The 24,602-nt window shown below is 68.7% G+C and carries 21 protein-coding genes; 12 read left to right on the top strand and 9 right to left on the bottom strand.

The annotated features are described in order from the left end of the window. Positions 1–60: 60 nt before the first annotated feature. From AU195_RS24585 to AU195_RS24560, 6 genes are all read right to left on the bottom strand, one after another. Positions 61–855, bottom strand: a complete 795-nt coding sequence (locus tag AU195_RS24585) for an ABC-2 transporter permease (RefSeq protein ID WP_059161627.1) — start codon at positions 853–855, stop codon at positions 61–63. Further along, on the bottom strand, positions 852–1,589 hold the full coding sequence (locus AU195_RS24580; protein ID WP_059161626.1) for an ABC transporter permease: 738 nt from the start codon (positions 1,587–1,589) through the stop codon (positions 852–854). The genes AU195_RS24585 and AU195_RS24580 overlap by 4 nt, the downstream gene beginning before the upstream one ends. Continuing rightward, positions 1,586–2,518, bottom strand: a complete 933-nt coding sequence (locus AU195_RS24575; RefSeq protein WP_059161625.1) for a daunorubicin/doxorubicin resistance ABC transporter ATP-binding protein DrrA — start codon at positions 2,516–2,518, stop codon at positions 1,586–1,588. The genes AU195_RS24580 and AU195_RS24575 overlap by 4 nt, the downstream gene beginning before the upstream one ends. Positions 2,519–2,662: 144 nt before the next feature. After that, positions 2,663–4,396 carry an AMP-binding protein gene (locus AU195_RS24570; RefSeq protein ID WP_059161624.1) on the bottom strand — a complete coding sequence of 578 codons (1,734 nt, stop codon included), beginning with the start codon at positions 4,394–4,396 and terminating at the stop codon, positions 2,663–2,665. Between the two features lie 176 nt (positions 4,397–4,572). Beyond that, positions 4,573–5,307 (bottom strand): hypothetical protein, encoded by a 735-nt coding sequence (locus AU195_RS24565; RefSeq protein WP_059161623.1) that lies wholly within the window; start codon positions 5,305–5,307, stop codon positions 4,573–4,575. Positions 5,308–5,352: 45 nt separating this feature from the next. Next, positions 5,353–5,712, bottom strand: coding sequence for a hypothetical protein (locus AU195_RS24560; RefSeq protein ID WP_059161622.1), 360 nt, complete (start codon positions 5,710–5,712; stop codon positions 5,353–5,355). Between the two features lie 136 nt (positions 5,713–5,848). Here AU195_RS24560 and AU195_RS24555 point away from each other — a divergent pair, with 136 nt between their 5' ends. Together AU195_RS24555 and ileS are read left to right on the top strand one after the other, a co-directional pair. Next, the gene (locus tag AU195_RS24555) at positions 5,849–6,499 is read left to right on the top strand and encodes a hypothetical protein (RefSeq protein WP_059161692.1); all 651 of its coding nucleotides are present in this window, start codon (positions 5,849–5,851) and stop codon (positions 6,497–6,499) included. Positions 6,500–6,723: 224 nt separating this feature from the next. Continuing rightward, on the top strand, positions 6,724–9,861 hold the full coding sequence (gene ileS, locus AU195_RS24550; protein ID WP_059161621.1) for an isoleucine--tRNA ligase: 3,138 nt from the start codon (positions 6,724–6,726) through the stop codon (positions 9,859–9,861). Position 9,862: 1 nt separating this feature from the next. On the opposite strand, the gene AU195_RS24545 is transcribed toward ileS, so the two are convergent. Further along, positions 9,863–11,083 carry an acetyl-CoA acetyltransferase gene (locus AU195_RS24545; RefSeq protein WP_059161620.1) on the bottom strand — a complete coding sequence of 407 codons (1,221 nt, stop codon included), beginning with the start codon at positions 11,081–11,083 and terminating at the stop codon, positions 9,863–9,865. A gap of 52 nt (positions 11,084–11,135) precedes the next feature. Between AU195_RS24545 and AU195_RS24540 the strand changes: the two genes are divergently transcribed. Further along, entirely contained in the window at positions 11,136–12,626 is a 1,491-nt protein-coding gene (locus AU195_RS24540; protein WP_059161619.1) for a carotenoid oxygenase family protein, read from the top strand. A gap of 32 nt (positions 12,627–12,658) precedes the next feature. Further along, entirely contained in the window at positions 12,659–13,561 is a 903-nt protein-coding gene (locus tag AU195_RS24535; RefSeq protein WP_059161691.1) for a winged helix-turn-helix transcriptional regulator, read from the top strand. Here the strand turns inward: AU195_RS24535 and AU195_RS24530 are convergent. Next, positions 13,548–13,766, bottom strand: coding sequence for an RNA-binding S4 domain-containing protein (locus AU195_RS24530; protein ID WP_059161618.1), 219 nt, complete (start codon positions 13,764–13,766; stop codon positions 13,548–13,550). The genes AU195_RS24535 and AU195_RS24530 overlap by 14 nt on opposite strands. 33 nt (positions 13,767–13,799) lie before the next feature. On the opposite strand from AU195_RS24530, the gene AU195_RS24525 reads away from it, so the two are divergent. Further along, the gene (locus tag AU195_RS24525) at positions 13,800–15,164 is read left to right on the top strand and encodes a DNA polymerase IV (protein WP_172800714.1); all 1,365 of its coding nucleotides are present in this window, start codon (positions 13,800–13,802) and stop codon (positions 15,162–15,164) included. 3 nt (positions 15,165–15,167) lie between these two features. On the opposite strand, the gene AU195_RS24520 is transcribed toward AU195_RS24525, so the two are convergent. Continuing rightward, a complete protein-coding gene (locus tag AU195_RS24520; RefSeq protein ID WP_059161617.1) occupies positions 15,168–16,100 on the bottom strand; it encodes an asparaginase in 933 nt (310 codons plus the stop codon). Positions 16,101–16,142: 42 nt separating this feature from the next. Between AU195_RS24520 and lspA the strand changes: the two genes are divergently transcribed. Genes lspA through dnaE form a run of 7 tightly spaced genes read left to right on the top strand, consistent with a single transcriptional unit; the run spans position 16,143 to position 24,602 of the window. Next, a complete protein-coding gene (gene lspA, locus AU195_RS24515; RefSeq protein ID WP_059161689.1) occupies positions 16,143–16,790 on the top strand; it encodes a signal peptidase II in 648 nt (215 codons plus the stop codon). Further along, the gene (locus AU195_RS24510; protein ID WP_059161616.1) at positions 16,790–17,719 is read left to right on the top strand and encodes an RluA family pseudouridine synthase; all 930 of its coding nucleotides are present in this window, start codon (positions 16,790–16,792) and stop codon (positions 17,717–17,719) included. The genes lspA and AU195_RS24510 overlap by 1 nt, the downstream gene beginning before the upstream one ends. After that, complete coding sequence (gene rarD, locus AU195_RS24505) at positions 17,716–18,648, top strand: EamA family transporter RarD (protein WP_059161615.1); 933 nt, start codon at positions 17,716–17,718, stop codon at positions 18,646–18,648. Before AU195_RS24510 ends, rarD begins: the two co-directional genes overlap by 4 nt. Positions 18,649–18,684: 36 nt before the next feature. Further along, positions 18,685–19,065, top strand: coding sequence for a YciI family protein (locus AU195_RS24500; RefSeq protein WP_059161614.1), 381 nt, complete (start codon positions 18,685–18,687; stop codon positions 19,063–19,065). A 49-nt stretch (positions 19,066–19,114) separates the two neighbouring features. Next, complete coding sequence (locus tag AU195_RS24495; protein WP_059161613.1) at positions 19,115–20,278, top strand: RNA polymerase sigma factor; 1,164 nt, start codon at positions 19,115–19,117, stop codon at positions 20,276–20,278. A gap of 40 nt (positions 20,279–20,318) precedes the next feature. Continuing rightward, positions 20,319–21,026 carry a TetR/AcrR family transcriptional regulator gene (locus tag AU195_RS24490; protein WP_059161612.1) on the top strand — a complete coding sequence of 236 codons (708 nt, stop codon included), beginning with the start codon at positions 20,319–20,321 and terminating at the stop codon, positions 21,024–21,026. 12 nt (positions 21,027–21,038) lie between these two features. Then, positions 21,039–24,602 carry a DNA polymerase III subunit alpha gene (dnaE, locus tag AU195_RS24485; protein WP_059161611.1) on the top strand — a complete coding sequence of 1,188 codons (3,564 nt, stop codon included), beginning with the start codon at positions 21,039–21,041 and terminating at the stop codon, positions 24,600–24,602.

The following is a 24,602-nucleotide window of genomic DNA, read 5'->3' as shown; positions in this document are numbered from 1 at the left end:
CTCCAGAGAGTGGTCGTCGTCGGCGCCGGCACTGCAGTGCCGTGCCCGGTTCGGTAGTTCTCAGCTGTCGACCTTCCCGCCCTCGACCGCAGCCCGATATCCCCGGACGGTGAGCGGTACGAACACGGCCGTGATGACGATGACCCATATCGCGGTGATCAGCATGGGCCGCATCACGTCGCCTCCGGATGCCAACGCGCGCATGGTCGCCGCGGGCGCAGCGAGCGGCTGGAACTCCGCGAGCGGTCGCACGAACGCCGGAATTCTTTCAAGGGGCGCGAGCGTTCCGAAGGCCAAACCGACACACACCGTCTGGGCCCACGTCAAGATGATCCGGCCCTGCGGCCGCAGCGCGAGGGTGATCACCACCATCGCGAACACGACGACCACGATGACGGGGATCGTGAGGTAGACGACGATCCCGGCCCAACCGCCCGCGAACCGGAATCCCATGACGTATCCGGCGGCGAGGACGACCGTCGATGCCATGAAGGTGCGCAGCGCTTCGGCAAGCAGCGCACCGGTCAACGGCGCCGTCCGGTGCACCGGCATGACCCACATGCGGGTGAGCAGACCGCTGTCGCGGTCCCAGGGCACCATGAGGCCGGCGCCGACGGCGCCCGCCATGGCACCGGCGAGCATGCAGACGGGGATCAACTCGTTCAAACCGCTGCTACCGGTGAGGCGAACCATCGACTTGCCCACCAGCGCGCCGTAGATGATCAGCAACAAGGTGGGGAACAGCAGTGCCTGCAGCGGCACCATCGGGTAGCGACGCCACTGGATGAAGAGCCGGCCCGCGAAGACCCAACTCTCGGTGAGGAGTGAATGCCGGTGTTCCGACGTCGAGGTCACGGCGTGCGTCCCTGCAACCGGACGGCGATTGTACCGAAGACCACCAGCAGACCGACGCACCAGGCCAGGCTCACGCCGAGATTGCCGGCGTCGACGTGACCGCTGGTGAACCCGCGCATCGCCTCGGTGATCTGGGACACCGGCTGATAGTGCACGAAGCCTTGGAGCCACGACGGGAACGCGTCGAGGGGTGCCAGCCCTGTCGACAACAGCACGAGGAGCAGTTGGGGGACGAGGAGCAGTTGGCTGGCCACCTCGGTCCGGCCGGCCTTGGTCCCGGTGACATCCGCACCAAGCGACAATGCCAAGGTCAGCGTCAGTGCCATCAGGACGAACGCCGCGCCGTACCCGAACCCGGTGGTGAACCGGAACCCGAAGCTGTAGGCGGCCATCACCGACGCGATCACCGCCAGGACGCCCCGGATCAGGCAATAGACCATCCTTGCCGTCAACATCGCGTACGGGGAGATCGGCAGTGTGCGCATCCGGGTGCTCAGACCGCTGATCGTGTCCCACGCCGCCCGATCGGTGGTGGTCAGCGCGCCGAACAGCATCGCCTGAACGACCACCGCAGGCAACACGTACTGCGTGTAACTCATCTGGCCGGTGGCGATCACATCCTGCAGCAGGAGTACCAGGCCGGCCAACACGAACGTCGGCATGAGCACGGCGAACACCAGATCCACGCGACCGCGCACCAGCGTGCGGCGCGTCAGGAGCGCGATCGCGGTCACTTCGAGGTCACCGGGGTGGTCAGGTGGAGAAACACCTCGTCGAGCGAGGGCCGGCGCAGCGAGATGTCGAGCAGCTCGATGTCCAAGTCACTGAGCCGTCTGAACACTTCTGAAAGGGTCGCGAAGCCCTGCGCCGCGGGTACGGAGACACTGCTGGTGTCGGTGTCGACCTCGACCTCGGCGAAGTCGGCCAGCGCTGCGGCGATGCGCGGCACCTCCTCCGGACTCCTCGCGGTCATCTGGCAGTAGCTGACACCGGTCTGCTGCTTGAGTTCATCCGCGGTGCCGCTGGCGACGATCTCTCCCGCGTTGAGGATCACGATCGAATCGCTGAGGATGTCGGCTTCTTCGAGGTACTGCGTCGTCAGCAGCACGGTGATGTCCTGAGCGGCCATGGCGGACACCAGATTCCAGACGTCGCGTCGGCTGCGGGGATCGAGACCGGTGGTCGGCTCGTCGAGGAAGAGCACCTTCGGGGGGACCACGAGCGAGACCGCGATGTCGATGCGCCGACGCATGCCTCCGGAGTACGTGTTGACCCGCCGGTCAGCCGCATCGGCCATGTCGAATTGGTCGATGAGCTCGTCGGCGCGGGCCCGGGCGGCTGCGCGGCGCAGCCCCCGCAGGCGCCCGAACAGCACGAGGTTCTCCCAGCCGGTGAGCCGTGAATCCAGGGCGGCGTCCTGCCCGGTGACGCCGATGCGGCGACGCACCTCCGCCGGCGCACGCGAAACGTCGCAACCGGCGACGATCGCCTGCCCCGAACTCGGCCGTAGCAATGTCGACAGGATCCTGACCGTCGTCGTCTTACCGGCACCGTTGTGACCCAGCAACGCACAAACGGACCCCGTCGGAACGGAGAAGCTCACGTCACGCAGCGCCGGAACACCCCCGCCGAACGTCTTTGAGACGTTGATCAGCTCGATCACGGGCGCTCTCCATACAGGAAGCGAACCGAACCATCAGTGGGATGTGGTGTCATCGTAGGAGTCCATTCATACTTCTGCGGTGCGCACAGAGCCGGCCACCGGTTCCACGAAGAGTCGCTCACGGTCAGCGTGACCCGCGTGCTGTCAGGCGTCGAGCCGGGTGAACGCACCCTCGCGGTAGAGCTCGGCGCAGGAGGCGCGACGGACCTTACCGCTCGTGGTGATCGGGATCGAGCCGCGAGGCACGAGCACCAGATCGGCGGCGCTGATGCCGTGCGCGGTGGAGATCGCGCTGGTCACCCGGTTCTTCAGGTCCGCGAAATACGCGGCCACGTCCTCCTCGGTGTCCCCGCGCTTCTTGGCCTCCACGATGGCGACCAGCTGCTCGGTCCGGTCCTGTTCGACGGAGATCGCCGCGACCCGGCCGCCGGAGATCTCCTGGATCGTGCCCTCGATGTCGTCGGGGTAGTGGTTGCGGCCGCGCACGATCAGCAGATCCTTCAGGCGGCCCATGATGAACAACTCGTCGTCGGAGATGAAGCCGAGGTCACCGGTGCGCAGCCACGGTCCGTCGTCGGTGCCGGGCGACGGGGCGTCGAGGAAGGCGTTGAACACCTCCTCGGTCTGCTCGGGCTTGTTCCAGTAGCCCAGGCAGACGTTCTCACCGCGCACCCAGATCTCGCCGATCGCACCCGCGGACAACTCGCGGCGGGTCTGCGGGTCGACGATCCGGACCGTGGGCGAATCGGGGCTGCCGTAGCTGACCAGCGGGGTGCCGGTCTCGGTACGTTTGGCGTGGCCGGCCGACAATTTCTCCGGTTCGAAGTGCACGATGGTCGGCGGTTTGCCGGGGGAGTTCGTCGCGACGTAGAGCGTGGCCTCGGCCAGCCCGTATGCCGGGCGCAACACCTCTTCGGGCAGGTTGAACTTGCGGAAGCGCTGCGCGAAACGCTTCAGGGTGGCGTCGTGCACGCGCTCGCTGCCGCTGATGACGATGCAGGTGTTGCCGAGGTCGTACCCGGCCATGTCCTCGTCGGAGGTCTTGCCCACCGCGAGTTCGAAGGCGAAGTTCGGCCCCGCGGTGATGGCGAGCGGGCTGCTCGCCACCATCTGCATCCACCGCGCCGGCCGGGCCAGGAACGAGAGCGGGGTGGTGAACACCGTCGGCCAGCCGGCCAGGATCGGGGCGAACACCCCGAGCAGCAGGCCCATGTCGTGATAGAAGGGCAGCCATGTCACCGCTGTGGTTCCCGGCGGGGCGATCCCGCCGTAGTGGGCCAGGAACGAGGCCATGATCTGCTCGAAGTTGGCCGACAGGTTCCGGTAGGACACCATGACGCCCGCAGGCGTGCGGGTGGACCCCGAGGTGTACTGCAGGTAGGCGGTCTCCGGCCGGTCCACCCGGCGCGCCGCCGACTTCCGCCGACTCTCCAGGTCCAGCAGGTCGACCTCGATCAGCGCCGCTGCGGTCTCGCCGTCCTCCGGTGTCACGTACTCGGTGACCATCGCGCCGATGGACGACGTGGTCAGGACGACGGTGGGGGCGGCGTCCCGCAGCACCGCGCTGATGCGTTCGTCGTGCACCCCGGGCATGGGCGTGGAGAGCGGCACCGCGATGAGCCCGGCCTGCAGGGAGCCCAGGAAGGCCACCAGGTAGTCGAGGCCCTGCGGCGCGACGATCACCACCCGGTCGCCGGGCTGCGCGCGCTCGCTCAGCTCGTGCGCCAGGTTCACCGTGCGGCGGTAGAGTTGCGCCCACGTGAGCGTCTCGTGGACGCCTTCGACGGCCTTCTCGTAGTCGATGAACGTGAACGCCGTGTCGTTGGGCTGCAGACTTGCGCGTTCCCGCAGCACGGTGGGAAGTGTTGACGCAGTCATAGCGGGCCCTTCGTCCTTGCCTAGCGAACAATGTTGTCGAGCATAAGGCAACCGATGCCCAAATCGCGCATTCGTCGGCGACGTCGAAATGCGGTGTGAGCGTAGTGGATGTGTCGACCGGGCCCGGCCTTCCTACCTTCCGAAACGCCGGAATCCGGTTGCTGTCTCGGCGCCGTTCAGCGACGTGCGCCGGTGAACCACTTCGTCTTGATCCGCCATGAGTGTGCGGAGGCGAGAGCAAAGCCGGCCCCGCAGGAACAGGCGAACACCCAGACCAGGGTCCCGCCCTCGACGGCCTGCAGCCAGGGCACGTAGGCGGTGGCGATGCGGATCGCGCAGGCGATGATGCCGAACGCCGACGCGACCAGGTAGATGTTCGCGATGCGTCGCGACCTCGGGTCCCTGCGCAGCACCATCAACGCCCGGGCGCCGTAGCCCAGCAGGTAGATCAACATGCCGCAGAGCATCAGCCAGTAGGCGCTGAGCCAGAAGTCGGTAGGTGTCTTGAAGAAGTCCGCGCGGTAGACGTTCGCGCCGTTGCCTGCGGAGAACGCGGCCAGCAGCAGGGGGATGCACAGGGTGGCCGGGAGTTCGACGTACCGCTTGAACGACGTCTGCATGGCGTGGTCGTCCTGCAGGCGGCCCAGCGTGTTGTAGACGACCGCGGACGCCGCCACGATGTAGAGGTCGTGGGCGATGTAGTCCTCGAGGTTCCACTTGCCGGTGAGGTCGTGGAGCAGGTGGCCGAGGGTTTCGGAAGCGACCGGGGACATCAGCACGACCGCGCCGAGCTGCAGCGCGATGTTCAGGGTCGCGGCAACTTCCCAGCGGCAACTCCAGGTCACCCGGCGGATCCACAGACTCCACGCCATGCAGCCAACCGTGATGGCAATGAGTACCGCGAGTGTCATCGGGAGTCGCTCTCGTGCTGAATCGCTTTCAGCAAATTGTACGACTTACAGCGGCGGAGCGTCAGGACGCGGCGCCAATTCCGACAGTTTGGGCCTGCGCCGTGTCGTGGGCGCGGCCTCGGCAACGGTCGTCACGGTGAAGGGCGCCGACTCGACGTAATGCCACACTTCCTGACGGCTCATCAGGCCGAACCGGATCTGGAGGTCCGGGTAACTCAGCGCGAACCGGTCGGCGACGCGTCGTAGCTCTTCGGCATCGGGGTAGTTGTGCTCTTTGATGCGCCGGTAATACGTGCTGCTGGAGATGCCCAGCGCGTCGTAGATCGCCTTGGCCTCCACGTCGCCGTCGAGCAGATAGTCGAGCAACGCTTTGAGCTGTCTGCCGTTCTCGTCAGTGCGTGGCATCCATCCACGATAGACGCTGTTCCCCGCATTGGGCAGTGGCAACCACCGATCGGATGCCTCTGCCTTTATTGACACGGCCGTCACAGTTTTGGCAGTGGTCTCCCAATTCTGGGACACACCGCGTAGCGTGATCATCATGGTTGCTCCCCACCTGGCTAAACCGCACGACCTCGCGGCGGACGTCGCGGCATCCGCCCTGTGCTTGCGCGTCACCGATCGCGACGCACCGCTGGGAGCGCGTCCCGGCAACCCGGTCCGCCTCTCGGCGCCGCTCGACACGGTACTGACTTTGGAACTCGACGGAGCGGCGTTCGCGCTCGGTCTGGCGGCCGACGAACTGCTGCTCGCGGCGTTGGGCCGCACCGTCGCGCGCACCATGGGCGAAGGCCTCGTCGCCGTCGACGTGGTCCGGGACGGCCGCTCGGTAACGGCGCTGGTCGATCTGCACTGCGTCGGTGAGGGGGAGCTCGACGCGACCGAGATGGTGCTCATGGCGCACCATGCGCTGACCGACGTGCCCGCCGGCCGTCTCGGCGGCTTCTTCGGCGAGTCCGCACCCGCCGCGGAGATCTTCTTCAACTACGTCGGCACCACGCCGGCCCGCGGTAACGAGCCACCGCTGCTCGGACACGCCCTGGAGGTCCGCGCCTACCGCGACCGCGGTGTGATGCAGGTGGACTGGTGGTTCGACAGCCAGCGGTTCGACCGCGCCACCGTGCAGGAGCTCGCCGAACAGTTCCCGTTCGCGCTCATCGGGTTGACCTCGGAAGCGATGCCGTCGGCGTAGCCGCTAGAATCGCTGTTCAGCGGCACTGATCCGGCCATCACCGGGGAGCCTCCGGAAGAACGGTCACCTCGCGGGTGGCCCAGTAGACCCGGACGGGTGGGCCCGTCACAGCCTCAATCAAGCGGCGCACACCGGAGTGCGCAAGCGGGGTGGTACCGCGGCGCTCACGCAACGGCGTGACGTCGTCCCCGTGCCGGATCGTTCAGGCACAGGAGACAACGCGAGTGACCGCCTATCCCAAACCGGCCAGCGGAGCGCCGAACTTCCCCGAGCTGGAAGCCGACGTCCTGGGTTACTGGGACAGCGACGACACCTTCCGTGCCAGCATCGCCGGCCGCGACGGGGCCCCCGAGTACGTCTTCTACGACGGTCCGCCCTTCGCCAACGGGCTCCCGCACTACGGGCACCTGCTGACCGGCTACGTCAAGGACATCGTTCCGCGCTACCGGACCATGCGCGGCTACAAGGTGGAGCGCCGCTTCGGCTGGGACACCCACGGCCTGCCCGCCGAACTCGAGGTGCAGCGCCAGCTCGGCATCACCGACAAGGCCGACATCGACGCGATGGGCATCGAGAAGTTCAACGACGCCTGCCGTGCCTCGGTGCTCAAGTACACCGACGAGTGGCGCAGCTATGTCACCCGGCAGGCCCGGTGGGTCGACTTCGACAACGACTACAAGACGCTGGATCTCGGCTTCATGGAGTCGGTGATCTGGGCGTTCAAGCAACTGTGGGACAAGGGCCTGGCCTACCAGGGGGTGCGGGTGCTGCCGTACTGCTGGAACGACGAGACGCCGCTGTCCAGCCACGAACTGCGGATGGACGACGACGTCTACCAGAGCAGGCAGGATCCGGCGATCACCGTCGGCCTCCGGGTGGTCGACGGCCCGCTGGCCGGATCGCATCTGCTGGTGTGGACGACGACGCCGTGGACGCTGCCGTCGAACCAGGCGGTCGCGGTCCACCCCGACGTGACCTACGTGCAGGTCGCGGCCGGGGAGGGCCGTCGTTACGTGCTGGCCGAGGCCCGGCTGGCCGCCTACGCCCGCGAACTCGGCGAGGACCCGGAGGTGCTGGCCACGGTCACCGGCGCCGACCTGCTCGGCACCCGCTACCTGCCGCCGTTCCCGTATTTCACCGACAAGCCCGAGGCGCACAACGCCTGGCAGGTGCTGCGCGGTGACTTCGTCACCACCGAGGACGGCACCGGAATCGTCCACATGGCGCCCGCCTACGGTGAGGACGACAAGGCGACCACCGACACCGTCGGCATCACGCCCGTCACCCCGGTCGACTCCAAGGGCAGGTTCGACGCGAGCGTGCCGGACTACCAGGGCCAGCACGTCTTCGACGCCAACCCGCAGATCATCCGTGACCTGAAGAACGGTTCCGGATCGGCCGGCGCAGGCGGTGCGGTGCTGGTCCGGCACGAGACCTACGAACACTCGTATCCGCACTGCTGGCGCTGCCGCAATCCGCTGATCTACCGGGCGGTGTCGTCCTGGTTCATCAAGGTCACCGAGTTTCGGGACCGCATGGTCGAACTCAACCAGGAGATCACCTGGTATCCCGAACACGTCAAGGACGGCCAGTTCGGCAAGTGGCTGCAGGGCGCCCGGGACTGGTCGATCTCGCGAAACCGCTACTGGGGCACGCCGATTCCGGTGTGGATGTCCGACGACCCGCAGTACCCACGTATCGACGTGTACGGCAGCCTCGACGAACTCGAACGCGATTTCGGGGTACGGCCGACGAACCTGCACCGCCCGTTCATCGACGAACTGACCCGGCCCAACCCCGACGACCCGACGGGTAAAGCGACCATGCGCCGCATCGAGGATGTGCTCGACGTGTGGTTCGACTCCGGGTCGATGCCGTACGCGCAGGTGCACTATCCGTTCGAGAACGCCGACTGGTTCGACGGTTCCGGGGGTGAAGAGCCGCACTTCCCGGGCGACTTCATCGTCGAGTACATCGGCCAGACCCGGGGCTGGTTCTACACCCTGCACGTGCTGGCCACGGCGCTGTTCGACCGGCCCGCCTTCAAAACGTGTGTGTCCCACGGCATTGTGCTCGGCAACGACGGGCAGAAGATGAGCAAGTCGCTGCGCAACTATCCCGACGTCACCGAGGTGTTCGACCGCGACGGATCCGACGCGATGCGCTGGTTCCTGATGGCTTCGCCGATCCTGCGCGGCGGCAACCTGGTTGTCACCGAACAGGGCATCCGCGAGGGTGTGCGGCAGGTGTTGCTGCCGTTGTGGAACGCCTACACGTTCCTGGCGCTCTACGCGCCGCAGAAGGGCACCTGGCGCACCGACAGCTCGCACGTGCTCGACCGGTACATCCTCGCCAAGCTGGCGCAACTGCGCGACGACCTGACCGAGTCGCTGGACGTCTGCGACATCTCGGGCGCGTGCGACGAGTTGCGGCAGTTCACCGAGGCGCTGACGAACTGGTATGTGCGCCGGTCACGTTCGCGGTTCTGGGTAGAGGATCGCGACGCGATCGACACGTTGCACACCGTGCTCGAGGTGACGGGACGGCTGGCGGCGCCGCTGCTGCCGCTGATCACCGAGGTGATCTGGCGTGGCGTCACCGGGGAGCGCTCCGTGCACCTGACCGACTGGCCCTCGGCCGACGAGCTGCCGAAGGATCCGACGCTCGTGGCCGCGATGGACCAGGTCCGCTCGGTGTGCTCGACCGCCTCCTCGCTGCGCAAGGCCAAGAAGCTGCGGGTCCGGTTGCCGCTGCCGAAACTGACTGTCGCCGTGGAGAACCCCGCTCAGCTCGAACCGTTCGCCGATCTCATCGCCGATGAGCTCAACGTCAAGGCGGTCGAGCTGACCGGCGACATCGACACCTACGGCCGGTTCGAGCTCACGGTGAACGCCCGCGTCGCCGGTCCCCGGTTGGGCAAGGACGTGCAGGCGGCGATCAAGGCGGTCAAGGCGGGCGACGGCGTCGTCAACCCGGACGGGACGCTGACCGCCGGACCCGCGGTGCTGCAGCCCGGTGAGTACACCTCCCGGCTGGTGGCGGCCGATGCCGAGTTCACCGCGGCGCTGCCCGACGGCGCGGGTCTGGTGGTGCTCGACGGCACGGTCACGCCGGAACTCGAGGCCGAAGGCTGGGCCAAGGACCGGATCCGGGAACTGCAGGAGCTGCGCAAGTCCAGCGGCCTTGACGTCTCGGACCGGATCAGCGTGGTGATGTCGGTGCCGCAGACCCACGAGGAGTGGGCGCACGCGCACCGCGACCTGATCGCCGGGGAGATCCTCGCGACCGCGTTCGAGTTCGGTGAGCCGGCCGACGGCGCCGAGATCGGCGACGGGGTGCGGGTCGCGATCGCCAAGGCCTGACTCAGCGCGGCGGCGCCCCGACGACGAAGCTGACGGTGGTCGCGGTGCTGCCGCCGATGTTGAGGGTCCCGAAGCGCGCCGCGCCGTCCACCTGGTGGTCGCCGGCGATGCCGCTGACCTGCTTGGCCGCATCGGCGAGCATGCGGACTCCGGTGGCGCCCACCGGATGTCCGCCGCCGATCAGCCCGCCGCCGGGGTTGATCGGGAGCCGGCCGCCGATCGCGATCTCGCCGTTCTCGACGGCTTGCCAGGACTGTCCCGGCGCGGTCAGGCCGATGTGGTCGATCGCCAGGTACTCGGTGGGGGTGAAGCAGTCGTGCACCTCGAAACCGTCCACGGCGTCGAGGGCGACCCCGGCCCGGCCGAAGGCGTCGTGGACGGCGCGGTGCACGTGGGGGAGCACGTACGGTGAGGCAGCGTCGCGCTCGAGTTTCTGGGCGAGCCCGAGCCCGACGGTGCGGTGCCCCCAACCCTCGATGCGGGCCAGCGGGCGGGCGTCGGGATGCGCACGAAGAAAATCGTCGGTCACCAGCACGACACCGGCGCCGCCGTCGGTGAGCTGGCTGCAGTCGTAGCGCCGGAGCCGGCCTTCGACGATGGGGTTGCGTTCGTCGTCGTCACCGTCGGTGACCAGGCGGGGCACCGTCCATCCGCGCGCCTGGGCGTTGCCGTTGCGGCGGGCGTTGTCGTAGTTGAGGTCGGCGATCGCGCGCAGGTGCACCTCGTCGAGGCCGTAGCGGCGGTCGTAGTCATCGGCGATCCGTGAGAACGTCTGAGCCCAGACATTGTTCGCGTCGGCTCCCTCGTGCCCGGTCCAGGCGGCCGCCGCCAGATGGGCCGCGCCGACGGAGCCAGGCACGGTCTTCTCCAGTTCCAGCCCGGCGACCAGCGCCACATCGTAGGCGCGTGAGCGCAGGTCGGCGATCGCCGCGAGCGCGGCGATGCTGCCCGATGCGCACGCGGCTTCGTGACGGGACGCGGGCACGCCCCACAGCGCAGCGTCGACCGTCGCGGGCATCGCACCGAGATGCCCCTGGGCGGCGAACAACTCGCCGAACGCGTTGCCGACGTGGATGACCTCGACGGCGCCCGCGTCCAACCGGGCTGCGGCGAGGGTCCGGTCGACGACTTCTGCGGTCAGATCGGCGAAGTCGCGACCTTCCCGGGTGAAGTTGCGGGCGAAGTCGGTCTGATAGGCGCCGAGGATCCAGATGTCCTGCATGCGCCCTATAGTTCAGTTGACAGAGTAACTCTGTCAACTGTAGTTTTTGCCCATGCGAGCGCAACGCCTCGAGACCTTCGCCTCGACGCTTCCGGCGGACGACGACCACCCGTACCGCACCGGGCCGTGGCGTCCGCAGCTCACCGAATGGCGCGCCGACGACCTCGACGTCATCGCCGGGGAGGTGCCAGACGATCTCGACGGCATGTACCTGCGCAACACCGAGAACCCGCTGCACCCGGCCGCGACGTCCTACCATCCCTTCGACGGCGACGGCATGATCCACATCGTCGAGTTCGGCGGCGGGAGAGCGTCCTACCGCAACCGGTTCGTGCGTACCGAGGGCTTTCTCGCCGAGAACGAGGCAGGCGGCCCGCTGTGGGCCGGGTTCATCGAGATGCCGTCGGCGGCCAAACGCACCGATGGCTGGGGCGCGCGCACGCGGATGAAGGACGCGTCGAGCACCGACGTCGTCGTCCACCGCGGTACCGCACTCACCAGCTTCTACATGTGCGGCGACCTCTACCAGGTCGACCCGTACACCGCCGACACGGTCGGCAAGGAGACCTGGCACGGCGACTTCCCCGCATGGGGCGTGTCCGCGCACCCCAAGGTCGATGCGGTCACCGGCGAACTGCTGTTCTTCAGCTACAGCAAGGAGGCGCCCCACCTCCGCTACGGGGTGGTCGACAAGGACGCGAACCTGGTGCATCACACCGACGTCCCGTTGCCGGGGCCGCGGATGCCGCACGACATGGCGTTCACCGAGAACTACGTGATCCTCAACGACTTCCCGTTGTTCTGGGAGCCGTCGCTGCTCGCAAAGAACATCCACGCGCCGGTCTTCCACCGCGACATGCCGAGCCGGTTCGCCGTGCTGCCCCGCCGTGGTGACCAGTCACAGGTGCGATGGTTCGAGACCGACCCGACGTACACCCTGCACTTCGTCAACGCCTTCGAGGACGGTGACGAGATCGTGCTCGACGGGTTCTTCCAGGACAACCCGTCGCCGTCGACGAAGGGTGCGAAATCGTTGGAGGAAGCGGCCTTTCGCTATCTCGCCCTGGACGGGTTCGAATCGCACCTGCATCGTTGGCGGTTCAACCTGACCACGGGTGCGGCCACCGAGGAGCGGCTCTCCGACCGTCTCACCGAGTTCGGCATGATGAACGGCGACTTCCAGACCCGGCCCTACCGCTACGTCTACGCCGCCACCGGGAAACCCGGCTGGTTCCTGTTCGACGGTCTGGTCAAACACGACCTGCGCAACGGGACCGAGGAACGGATCACGTTCGGAGACGGCGTGTTCGGAAGCGAGACCGCGATGGCGCCGCGCGCGAACGGTACGGCCGAGGACGACGGCTACCTGGTCACCCTGACCACGGACATGAACGACGACGCCTCGTACTGCCTGGTCTTCGACGCCGCGCGGCTCACCGACGGCCCCGTCTGCACTCTGCGTCTACCCGAACGAATCTGCAGCGGAACGCATTCCACCTGGGTGTCCGGCGGAGAGCTGCGGCGCTGGCACAGCCCGCGGTGACCGAGAACCGGGACGTCAACGCGATAGGCCGGATGCTCGGCCTGCTCGGCGACGAGTGGACCCTTCTCATCGTCCGGGAATCACTGCTCGGCGCACGGCGATTCACCGACTACACCGCACTGCCGATCTCCACCGCGGTGCTGACCAACCGGCTCCGGTCACTGGTGCGTGACGGGCTGCTGGACCGGCAGGTCTACCAGGAGCAGCCGCTGCGCGCCGGGTACCTGCCCACCGAACGCTGTCTCGCGCTGTGGCCGCTGCTGGTGTCGATCTGGCATTGGGAGCGCACCTGGGTCGACGACCACGTCCGGTCACTGCCCGCGATGGCCCACCGTGACTGCGGGCGCGGGTTCTCCCCGGTGCTGCGGTGCGCCACCTGCCACCTGGGCGTCGAAGCATCCGACCTCGACGGCCTGTGGGGCCCCAGCGGGGGCTGGCAGCGGTCCGTTCCCCGCGCCGCGACGCGCCGCCGCGCCCGCGACACCACGGCGCAGGCCGGGCTTTTCCCGGAGACGATGGCGATCTTCGGTAACCGCTGGGCGTCGGCGATCATCGGTGCGGCGTTCCTGGGGACACGGCGGTTCAGCGACTTCCAGAGCCGCCTCGGCGCGCCGGGCGCGCTGGTGGCCGAGCACCTGCGGGTGTTCTGCGGTATCGGGGTGCTGCAGGCGGCCGCGCTCCCGCAGCGGTCGGACTGGTCCGAGTACCACCTCACCCCGAAGGGCCGGGCGTTCTTCCCCGTCGTCGCATCGTCGATCCATTGGGCCGAGGAGTGGTTCGGCACACCCGAGGGGCCCGCGCTGGTGCTCACCCACACCGCGTGCGGGCAGCGGTTCGTCCCCGAGTTGGCCTGCGATCAGTGTGAACGGACACTGGCCGCCGACGCGGTCCGGATCCTGCCGCGCGACGGCGAACGTCTACTCACCCACGGGTGACCCGTGCGGAGTCGGCGCCGAGGGTCACGGTGTCACCGGGACGCAGTTGACGCCCACGGCGCACCTCGATCTCGCCGTTGACGCTCACCTGCCCGTCGGCGATCACGGATTTGGCGTCGGCGCCGCTGTCGATCAGCGAGGCCAGTTTGAGGAACTGCCCGAGACGGATCGTGTCGTCCGTGATCGGAACCTCGTGCGCCGCCATGACCGTCAGGCTAACGCCCTAGCATCAGCAGGTGTGGACGTGCGCTGGGTCCTGCACCTGGACATGGATGCGTTCTTCGCGTCGGTGGAGCAGTTGACCCGGCCCACCCTGCGGGGGCGGCCGGTGCTGGTCGGCGGTCTGGGCGGGCGCGGTGTGGTGGCCGGCGCGAGCTACGAGGCCCGGGTGCACGGCGCGCGGTCGGCGATGCCGATGCACCAGGCCCGCCGGATGGTCGGCGCGCCGGCCGTGGTGCTGCCGCCGCGAGGCGTGGTCTACGGCCTGGCCAGCCGCCGCGTGTTCGACACCGTGCGGACCCTGGTTCCGGTGCTCGAGCAGTTGTCGTTCGACGAGGCGTTCGGCGAACCGCAGGAGTTGGCGGGCGCGTCGGCGGCCGACGTCGAAGGATTCTGCGAACGACTCCGGGCGCGGGTGCTGGATGAGACGGGGCTGGTCGCCTCGGTGGGCGCCGGATCGGGTAAGCAGATCGCCAAGATCGCCTCGGGGCTGGCCAAACCGGACGGTATCCGGGTGGTGCGCCGCGACGACGAACGTCGTCTGCTCGACGGGCTGGCGGTGCGCAAGCTGTGGGGGATCGGGCCCGTGGCCGAGGACAGGCTGCACCGCCTCGGCATCGAGACCATCGGTCAGCTCGCGGCGCTCTCGGAGGCCGAGGTCGCAGACATCCTCGGCGCGACGGTCGGTCCGGCGCTGCACCGGCTCGCCCGCGGCATCGACGACCGGCCCGTCGCCGAACGGGCCGAGGCCAAACAGATCAGCGCCGAATCCACCTTTCCGCAGGACCTGATCACGCTCGACCAGGTCCGCGAGGCCATCGGACCGATCGCCGACCACGCCCACCGCCGGCTGGAGAAGGACGGGCGCGGAGCCCGGACGGTCACGGTGAAACTGAAGAAATCGGATATGAGCACGCTGACCAGGTCGGCCACCCTGCCGTCGGCCACCACCGACGCGGCGACGCTGAGCGCGACCGCCCGCCGACTCCTCGTCGACCCCGTCGAGATCGGGCCCATCCGGCTTGTCGGAGTGGGGTTCTCGGGTCTGTCGGAGGTGCGCCAGGAGTCGCTGTTCCCCGACCTCGAACTCGTGGAGGACGAACCCGCCGCCCGTCCGGCGGTGCCCCCGTCGGTGAGCGAGGCGGCCGCGCGGCCACCCGCGTGGCGGGTCGGCGACGACGTCGCGCACCCGGAGCTGGGACACGGGTGGATCCAGGGGGCCGGTCACGGCGTCATGACCATCCGGTTCGAGACACGCAGCACCGGGCCGGGCCAGGCGCGGACGTTCCCCGACAGCATGCCCGACGTGGTCAGGGCCAATCCGGTCGACAGTCTCGACTGGCCGGAGTACGTCCAGCAATTGGCGGAGCACGAAACCCCCTGACAATCAGCCCCATTCGGCGAGCACGTCGGCGGCCGGGACCTCCGCGGCGAGCGCGGCCATCAGCAGCACCCGCGCCTGCGCGGGTCGCAGCGTCGGCACGGCGAGCGCGCCGGCGTCGGCGAGGTCGCGCCCGGGGCCGTAGGCCGGGCGGACCCGCCCGCCGGGCACCCGCGTCGCCACCGCCACCACCACCCCGTCCGCACACAGCCGGCGGACCCCGTCGATCACCGGTTGCGCGGCGTTGCCAGCACCCGGTGCCTCGAGCACGACCGCCCGCGCGCCCGCGGCCGCACAGGCGTGCAGTGCGGCGGCGTCACCGCCCGGGTAGGTGGTGACGATGTCGACGCGCGGTGCGCGCGCCGCCGACAGCGCGCCCAGATAGGGGCGCCGCTTGGGTCCGGTGACGGTGAACCGGCCGTCGGCGACCCGGCCCACCACCGGTCCGTCGAATCCGTCGAGGTCCTCGGTCGCCACCTTGCGGAGGCCGAGTGGCTGCCGGACCGTCCCGGCGAAGCCGACCAGCACTCCGAGACCGCGGGCATCGCCGTGCCCCGCGACCGTCAGCGCATCCCGCAGGTTGGCCGGGCCGTCGGCGTCGGGCGCGTCCGCCCCGCGTTGCGCACCGGTCAGCACCACCGGGGCGGCGCCGTCGTAGGTGAGTTCGAGCCACAGTACCGTCTCCTCCATGGTGTCGGTGCCATGGGTGACGACGACTCCTTCCGCACCGTGGGCCGCCACCGCGTCGCGGATGCGGTCCCAGTCGGCCGGGGTGAGCTGGGAACTGTCCTTGTTAGGCACGTCGACGACGCGCACCTCATCGGCGGAGACGCCGAGTCCCGCGGTCAACTCGGCGCCGCGGCGGGTGGGCCGGCGTACGCCGTCGGCGTCGGTGCTGGTGGCGATCGTGCCGCCGGTGGTGATCACGACGAGGCTCACGTGCGGAATTGTCGCGTATCGGTCGTTTGGGATGATGGTGTGGTGACTGACGAAACTCCGGGCAAGGCATCGGACAAGGCGAAGCCCACGACCGGCGCCGTCGAGCCCCAGGACGTCGCCGACGACCCGGCACCCCGGCCGCGACGGCGCCTGGGCCTGCTGTTGTCGGTCGCGGCGGTGGTGCTGGTCCTCGACATCGTGACGAAGGTGCTGGCGGTGCGGCTGCTGACGCCGGGTCAACCGGTGTCGATCATCGGTGACACCGTGACGTGGACACTGGTCCGCAACTCCGGCGCGGCGTTCTCGATGGCCACCGGTTACACCTGGGTGCTCACCCTGGTCGCGACCGGTGTGGTGGTCGGCATCATCTGGATGGGCCGGCGGCTGGTGTCGCCGTGGTGGGCGCTCGGACTCGGTCTGATCCTCGGTGGCGCCATGGGCAACCTGATCGACCGTTTCTTCCGGTCGCCCGGACCGCTGCGCGGCCACGTCGTCGACTTCCTGTCCATCGGATGGTGGCCGGTGTTCAACGTGGCCGACCCGTCCGTCGTCGGCGGGGCGATCCTGCTGGTGGTGCTGTCGCTGTTCGGCTTCGATTTCGACACCGTGGGCAGGCGCCAGCCGGGAGACGAGTCCGAACCCGTCGGACAGCGCCGGCCGGGCACTCGTGCCGAGGCTGACCCGTCATAGTGTCCACACGGTCGATGCCCGTGCCCGAGGGGCTGGGCGGGATGCGGGTCGACGCCGGGCTGTCGCGGCTGCTCGGGCTGTCGCGAACCGCGGCAGCGGCGATCGCCGAGGACGGCGGGGTCGACCTCGACGGGGCGCCCGCGGGGAAGTCGGATCGGCTCACCGCGGGCGCATGGCTGGAGGTTCGGCTGCCGGAGGCGCCGCCCCCGGTGGAGAACACCCCGGTCGAGATCGAGGGGATGGCGGTGCTGTACTCCGACGACGACATCGTCGCCGTCGACAAACCCCCGGGCGTGGCCGCCCACGCGACGGTCGGATGGCACGGCCCCACGGTGCTCGGTGGGCTGGCCGCGGCCGGCTTCCGGATCAGCACGTCGGGCATCCACGAACGTCAGGGCATCGTGCACCGCCTCGACGTCGGCACGTCGGGGGTCATGGTCGTGGCCCTGTCCGAACGCGCGTACACCGTGCTCAAGCGGGCGTTCAAACAGCGCACCGTCGAGAAGCGGTACCACGCCCTTGTACAGGGCCATCCCGATCCCAGCAGCGGCACCATCGACGCGCCGATCGGACGCCACCGGGGCCACGACTGGAAGTTCGCCGTCACAGAGGGCGGCAGGCACAGCGTCACCCACTACGACACCCTCGAGGCGTTCCAGGCGGCCAGCCTGCTCGACATCGAACTGGAGACCGGCCGCACGCACCAGATCCGGGTGCACTTCGCCGCGCTGCACCATCCGTGCTGCGGCGATCTGACCTACGGCGCCGATCCGACGCTGGCCCGCCGCCTCGGCCTCGAACGCCAGTGGCTGCACGCCCGTTCGCTGGCGTTCGCGCACCCGGCCGACGGCCGCCGGGTCGAGATCACCAGTCCCTACCCGGCCGATCTGCAGCACGCCCTCGACGTCCTGCGCCATCACGCGCGGTGACCGACACGCGCCGCAGCGGCCTGCTCTTCGGCATCGGCGCCTACGTCTGGTGGGGGTTGTGCCCGGGGTTCTTCCTGCTGCTGTTGCCCGCCGGGTCGCTCGAGATCCTGGCACACCGCATCGTGTGGAGTGTGGCGTTCCTGCTGCTGATCCTCGCCGTGGCCCGCCGCCTCGGTGATCTGCTCCGGTTGTCCTGGCGCACATGGCTGCAACTGCTCGCGGCGTCGGCACTGGTGTCGGCGAACTGGGGGGTCTACATCTACGCGGCGACCCACTCGCACGTGGTGGACGCCGCCCTCGGGTACTTCATCAACCCGCTGCTCAGCGTGGCGCTCGGTGTGCTGGTCTTCCGGGAACGGATCAACCGCTGGCAACAGGTGGCCCTCGTGCTCGCCGTCGTCGCGGTCGTCCTGCTCACCGTGGAGGTCGGCGCACCGCCCTACATCGCGCTCGCGCTCGCGGTCTCGTTCGCGCTCTACGGGCTGGTCAAGAAGGTGGTCACCGCCGACCCACGGGTCAGCGTCGCGGTGGAGACGCTGATCGCGCTGCCGTTCGCCGGCGGCTACGTGCTGTTCCTGGAGTTCACCGATCGAGGCCATTTCCTCAGCGAGGGGATGGGACACGCGGGTCTGCTGCTGCTGGCGGGCCCGGTCACCGCCGTCCCCCTGCTGCTGTTCGGGGCGGCCGCGCAGCGGCTCCCGCTGGTGACGCTGGGCCTGTTGTTCTACATCAACCCCGGCCTGCAGATGGCCTGGGGTGTGGTGATCGGGCACGAACCGATGCCGGTCGGGCGGTGGGTCGGCTTCGCGCTGATCTGGGTGGCGCTGGCGCTGCTCGCCGCGGACGCGGTGCGGCGCAGGACTCCACGGGAGCCGGCAGTGGCCGAATCTCCGGCGACTGTCGATCCGGCTGCGCCACGATCGTCATGACGGTGACACACCGGGTCGACGACAGCGGAGGACACCATGCAGTACTGCCTGATCATGCACTACCAGGAGGGCCCCGACGCCGGGCTGACCGAACAGGACATGGCGCCGACCCAGGCGGCGTTCGCCCGGTACGCCGATGATCTCGACGCCGCCGGGGTGCTGGTCGGCACGCAGGTGCTGGCACCGGCGGCGCTGAGCACGACCGTCACTGCCCGGACCGGAACGGTCGACGTGCACGACGGCCCGTTCGCCGACACGAAGGAGCGGCTGGGCGGCATCTTCGTCATCGACGTCGCCGACCTCGACGAGGCGCTCGCGTGGGCGAAGCGCAACCCGGCCGCGGCGTTCGGCTCCATCGAGATCCGGCCGGTCGCGGTGACCTACACCCGCGGACGGGGGTGGTGGCGCCCTGAATGACCCCGCGGCCGAAGCCCTGACCGCTCTGACCCGCGACTCCTACGGACGACTGCTGGCGATCCTGGCCGCACCGAGCCGTGACATCGCCGCGGCCGAGGACGCACTTGCCGACGCGCTCGAGCGCGCGTTCGAGCGGTGGCGTCGCGACGGCGTGCCCGACAACCCGGCTGCCTGGGTGCTCACGGTCGCCCGCAACAGGCTGCGCGACCGGTGGAGGTCCGCCGGCCACCGCATGACCGGCCGCCTCGAGGATCTTCCCGACACCCCATCCGACGATGCCGAGTTACCGGTCTTTGCGGACAAGCGGCTGGAGCTGATGCTGGTGTGCGCCCATCCGGCCGTCGCCCCCGATGCCCGCACCCCGCTGATGCTGCAGGCGGTACTCGGAGTCGACGCGGCCGCGATCGCCCGCGCGTTCGCGGTCCGGCCCGCCACGATGGCGCAGCGCCTGGTGCGAGCCAAACGGCGAATTCGCGACGCCGCAATCCCTTTCGTGATCCCCCAACAGACCGATCTCGCCGAGCGACTGCCGGCGGTGCTCTCGGCGGTCTACGGCGCCTACGCCATCGACTGGGAGACCGCGGTCGTGCCGGGGCCCACGTCGCTGTCGGCCGAGGCGATGCACCTGGCGACGCTGCTGACCGACCTGCTGCCCACCGAGCCCGAGGTGCTCGGCCTGGCCGCGCTCATGTGCTTCATCGAGGCGCGCCGGCCGGCCCGGCGGGCGGCGGACGGAACCTTCGTCCCGCTCGACGACCAGGACCGCTCGCTCTGGGACGACGGGCTCATCGAGCACGCCGAAGCACTGCTGAGGCGGGCCCATGCCGCGGGCCGGCCGGGCCGCTTCCAGTACGAGGCGGCCATCCAGTCCGCCCACTGTCACCGTCCGGTCGATCGACACGCGCTGCGCAAGCTCTACCGGGCGCTGTCGCGGGTCGCTCCGTCGCTCGGGGCCGCCGTGGCGCTCGCCGCCGTGGAAGGTGAGATCGACGGCCCCGCGGCGGGTCTGCGGGTCCTCGACGGTATCGACGACGCCGCGCTGGCGGCGTTCGCCCCCGCGTGGACGACTCGCGCACACCTGTTGCGCGCCGCGGGCCGACACGAGCAGGCAAACCAGGCACTCGAGCAGGCGATCTTGTTCACCAGGGATCCCGCCGTGTGTGCGCATCTGCGGCAACGCCTCGGCCGTGACGGGAGTTCGTTTGCCGGATAGCCGGTTGCCAGCTGTGCAGCTATGTCCTAGCGTTTGCTACGTGCAGCGGAAGGGGCGGGCCAGGGCAGCGGCGCGCGCCCGGGGGCGGCCGGTCGGGGCCGATTCCGCGGAAACCCGCAAGCAGATCGTCCGCGCCGGGCGCGTGGTCCTCATCGAGCGCGGCTACTCCGGAATGACGTTTCAGGCCATCGCCGAACGGACCGGCCTGAGCCGGCCGACACTGCACTACTACTTCTCCACCCGCGAAGAGGTGTACGAGGCCATCGTGACGGAGATGCGCGACGTCGTCGTCGACTGTGTCGACCAGTCGCTGCGGCACGAACGGTTGCTCGACCGGTTGGAGGCCTTCGTGGCCGCCGTGCGGCGGGTGGACGGGCGGGACCCGTCCATCGTGCCGTTCCTGATCACCGCGCGCCTCGAACCGCAGCGCAACCCCGAGTTGCGGGCGGTCAGCGATTCGCCGGTCCGGGCGTTCCTGGTGCGACTGGTGTCCGACGCGATCCGTCGCGGGGAACTCGGCGAGGACACCGACCTCGAAGGCGTCTCCGACATGCTCCACGTCATCCTCTACGGGATGGCGTTCTACGCCGGTTTCACCGACGGCCCCGCCGCGCTGGGGGTGATTGCCAAGCAACTGATCGAACTGTTCGCCCACGGCCTGGTCCCCGCCCCGCCCGGACTCAGTCCCGCCGGGGGAGGTGGAGACACGCTTCGCGACACGCCCGACGGTGTCGGACCGCGGTCCTAGACTGGCGACCCTATGAGTGGTTCAGACGGTCGGTCCTCGGGGTCTTTTGTTCACCTGCACAACCACACCGAGTATTCGATGCTGGACGGCGCCGCGAAGGTCAAGCCGATGCTCGCCGAGGCCCAGCGCCTGGAGATGCCGGCGATCGGGATGACCGACCACGGAAACATGTTCGGCGCCAGCGAGTTCTACAACGCGGCCACCGACGCCGGCATCAAGCCGATCATCGGGATCGAGGCCTACATCGCGCCGGCGTCGCGGTTCGACACCAAGCGCGTCCTGTGGGGCGATCCGAGCCAGAAGTCCGACGACGTCTCCGGCAGCGGGTCCTACACCCACATGACGATGGTCGCCGAGAACGCGACCGGTCTGCGCAACCTGTTCAAGCTGTCCTCGCTGGCGTCGTTCGAGGGTCAACTCGGCAAGTGGTCGCGGATGGACGCCGAGATCATCGCCGAACATGCCGAGGGCATCATCGCCACCACGGGCTGCCCGTCCGGCGAGGTGCAGACCCGGTTGCGGCTGGGGCACCAGCGTGAGGCGTTGGAGGCGGCCGCCAGGTGGCGCGAGATCTTCGGGCCGCAGAACTTCTTCCTCGAGTTGATGGACCACGGGCTCGACATCGAACGCCGCGTTCGAGAGGGCCTGCTCGAGATCGGGCAGAAGCTGGGCATCCCGCCGCTGGCGACCAACGACTGTCACTACGTCACCCGCGACGCCTCGCAGAACCACGAGGCGCTGCTGTGCATCCAGACCGGCAAGACGTTGTCGGACCCCACCCGCTTCAAGTTCGACGGTGACGGTTACTACCTGAAGTCGGCGGCGGAGATGCGCGCGCTGTGGGACTCCCAGGTTCCCGGCGCCTGCGACTCGACGCTGCTGATCGCCGAACGCGTGCAGTCCTACGCCGACGTGTGGGCACCGCGCGACCGGATGCCGGTGTTCCCCGTCCCCGAGGGTCACGATCAGGCGTCGTGGCTGCACCACGAGGTGATGGCGGGGCTGGAGCGCCGCTTCCCGTCCGGGGTCGGCCAGGACTACGTCGAACGCGCCGAGTACGAGATCAAGGTCATCTGCGACAAGGGCTTCCCGTCGTACTTCCTCATCGTGGCCGACCTGATCAACTACGCGAAGTCGGTCGACATCCGGGTCGGGCCGGGCCGCGGGTCGGCCGCCGGGTCGCTGGTGGCCTACGCGCTCGGCATCACCAACATCGACCCGATCCCGCACGGCCTGCTGTTCGAGCGGTTCCTCAACCCGGAGCGCCCGTCGGCGCCCGACATCGACATCGACTTCGACGACCGTCGCCGTGGCGAGATGCTGCGGTATGCGGCCAACAAGTGGGGCAGCGACCGCGTCGCGCAGGTCATCACGTTCGGCACCATCAAAACCAAGGCCGCCCTGAAGGATTCGGCGCGGGTGCACTACGGGCAGCCCGGGTTCGCGATCGCCGACCGGATCACCAAGGCGCTTCCGCCGCCGATCATGGCCAAGGACATCCCGGTCTCGGGCATCACCGACCCCACCCACGAGCGGTACAAGGAAGCCGCCGAGGTGCGCGCCCTGATCGACACCGATCCGGACGTGCGGACCATCTACGAGACCGCCCGCGGCCTCGAGGGGCTGGTCCGCAACGCCGGTGTGCACGCGTGCGCGGTGATCATGAGCTCGGAGCCGCTGATCGACGCCATCCCGCTGTGGCGCCGCCCACAGGACGGTGCGGTGATCACCGGCTGGGACTATCCGTCCTGTGAGGCCATCGGCCTGCTGAAGATGGACTTCCTCGGCCTGCGGAACCTGACGATCATCGGCGACTGCATCGAGAACATCAAGGCCAACCGCGGTATCGACCTGGACCTCGAGTCGCTGGCGCTCGACGATCCCAAGGCCTACGAACTCCTCGGCCGTGGTGACACCCTCGGCGTGTTCCAGCTCGACGGCGGCCCCATGCGCGACCTGCTGCGCCGGATGCAACCCACCGAGTTCAACGACATCGTCGCCGTGCTGGCGCTGTACCGGCCGGGGCCGATGGGCATGAACGCCCACAACGACTACGCCGACCGCAAGAACAACCGGCAGGCCATCAAGCCGATCCACCCCGAGCTCGAGGAACCGCTCAAGGAGATCCTCGCCGAGACCTACGGCCTGATCGTCTACCAAGAGCAGATCATGTTCATCGCCCAGAAGGTCGCCTCCTACACGATGGGCAAGGCCGATGCGCTGCGGAAGGCCATGGGCAAGAAGAAGCTCGAGGTGCTCGAAGCCGAGTACAAGGGCTTCCAGGAGGGCATGATCGCCAACGGCTTCTCGCAGGCGGCGGTGAAGGCGTTGTGGGACACCATTCTTCCGTTCGCCGGCTATGCGTTCAACAAATCGCACGCCGCCGGCTACGGCCTGGTGTCGTACTGGACGGCGTATCTGAAGGCCAACTACCCGGCCGAGTACATGGCGGGCCTGCTCACCTCCGTCGGCGACGACAAGGACAAGGCCGCGGTGTACCTGGCGGACTGCCGCAGGCTGGGGATCACGGTGCTGCCGCCTGACGTCAACGAATCGGTGCAGAATTTCGCCTCGGTCGGCAACGACATCCGGTTCGGGCTGGGCGCGGTGCGCAATGTGGGCGCCAATGTCGTTGCCTCGCTGGTGAACACGCGCACCGAGAAGGGTAAGTACGCCGACTTCTCGGACTACCTGAACAAGATCGACATCGCCGCGTGCAACAAGAAGGTGACGGAGTCGCTGATCAAGGCGGGCGCGTTCGATTCGCTCGGCCACCCCCGCAAGGGCCTGTTCCTCATCCACACCGATGCCGTCGACTCGGTGCTGGGCACCAAGAAGGCCGAGGCGATGGGTCAGTTCGACCTGTTCGGCGGCGCGGACGGGTCGGGCGCCGACATGGGGGATTCCGCGTTCAGTATCAAGGTGCCCGAGGAGGAGTGGGAGGACAAGCACAAGCTGGCCCTGGAACGGGAGATGCTCGGGCTCTATGTGTCCGGCCATCCCCTCAACGGTGTCGCCCATCTGCTCGCCAATCAGGTCGACACCCAGATCCCCGCGATCCTCGACGGTGATGTGGCCAACGATGCCCAGGTGCTCGTCGGTGGCATTCTCGCCTCGGTCAACCGTCGCGTGAACAAGAACGGGTTGCCCTGGGCGTCAGCGCAATTGGAAGACCTCACCGGCGGTATCGAGGTGCTGTTCTTCCCGCAGACCTACTCGGTGTTCGGTGCGGAGATCGCCGACGACGTGGTGGTGCTGGTCAAGGCCAAGGTGGCTGCCCGTGACGACCGCATCGCGCTGATCGCCCACGAACTCGTGGTGCCCGATTTCTCGAGCGCGCAGGCCGACCGGCCCCTGGCGGTCAGCCTGCCCACCCGGCAGTGCACGGTCGACAAGGTCACCGCGCTCAAGCAGGTGCTGGCCAACCATCCCGGCACCTCGCAGGTCCACCTGCGGTTGATCAGCGGGGAGCGGATCACGACCCTCGAACTCGACCAGTCGTTGCGGGTCACCCCGTCGTCGGCGCTGATGGGTGACCTCAAGGCGCTGCTCGGCCCTGGGTGTCTGGGAGGCTGA

The organism is Mycobacterium sp. IS-1496 (assembly GCF_001499995.1).
Taxonomy (GTDB): Bacteria; Actinomycetota; Actinomycetes; order Mycobacteriales; family Mycobacteriaceae; genus Mycobacterium.
The sequence above is the reverse complement of the archived record's forward strand: the minus strand, read 5'-3'. Positions and strand labels throughout refer to the sequence as shown.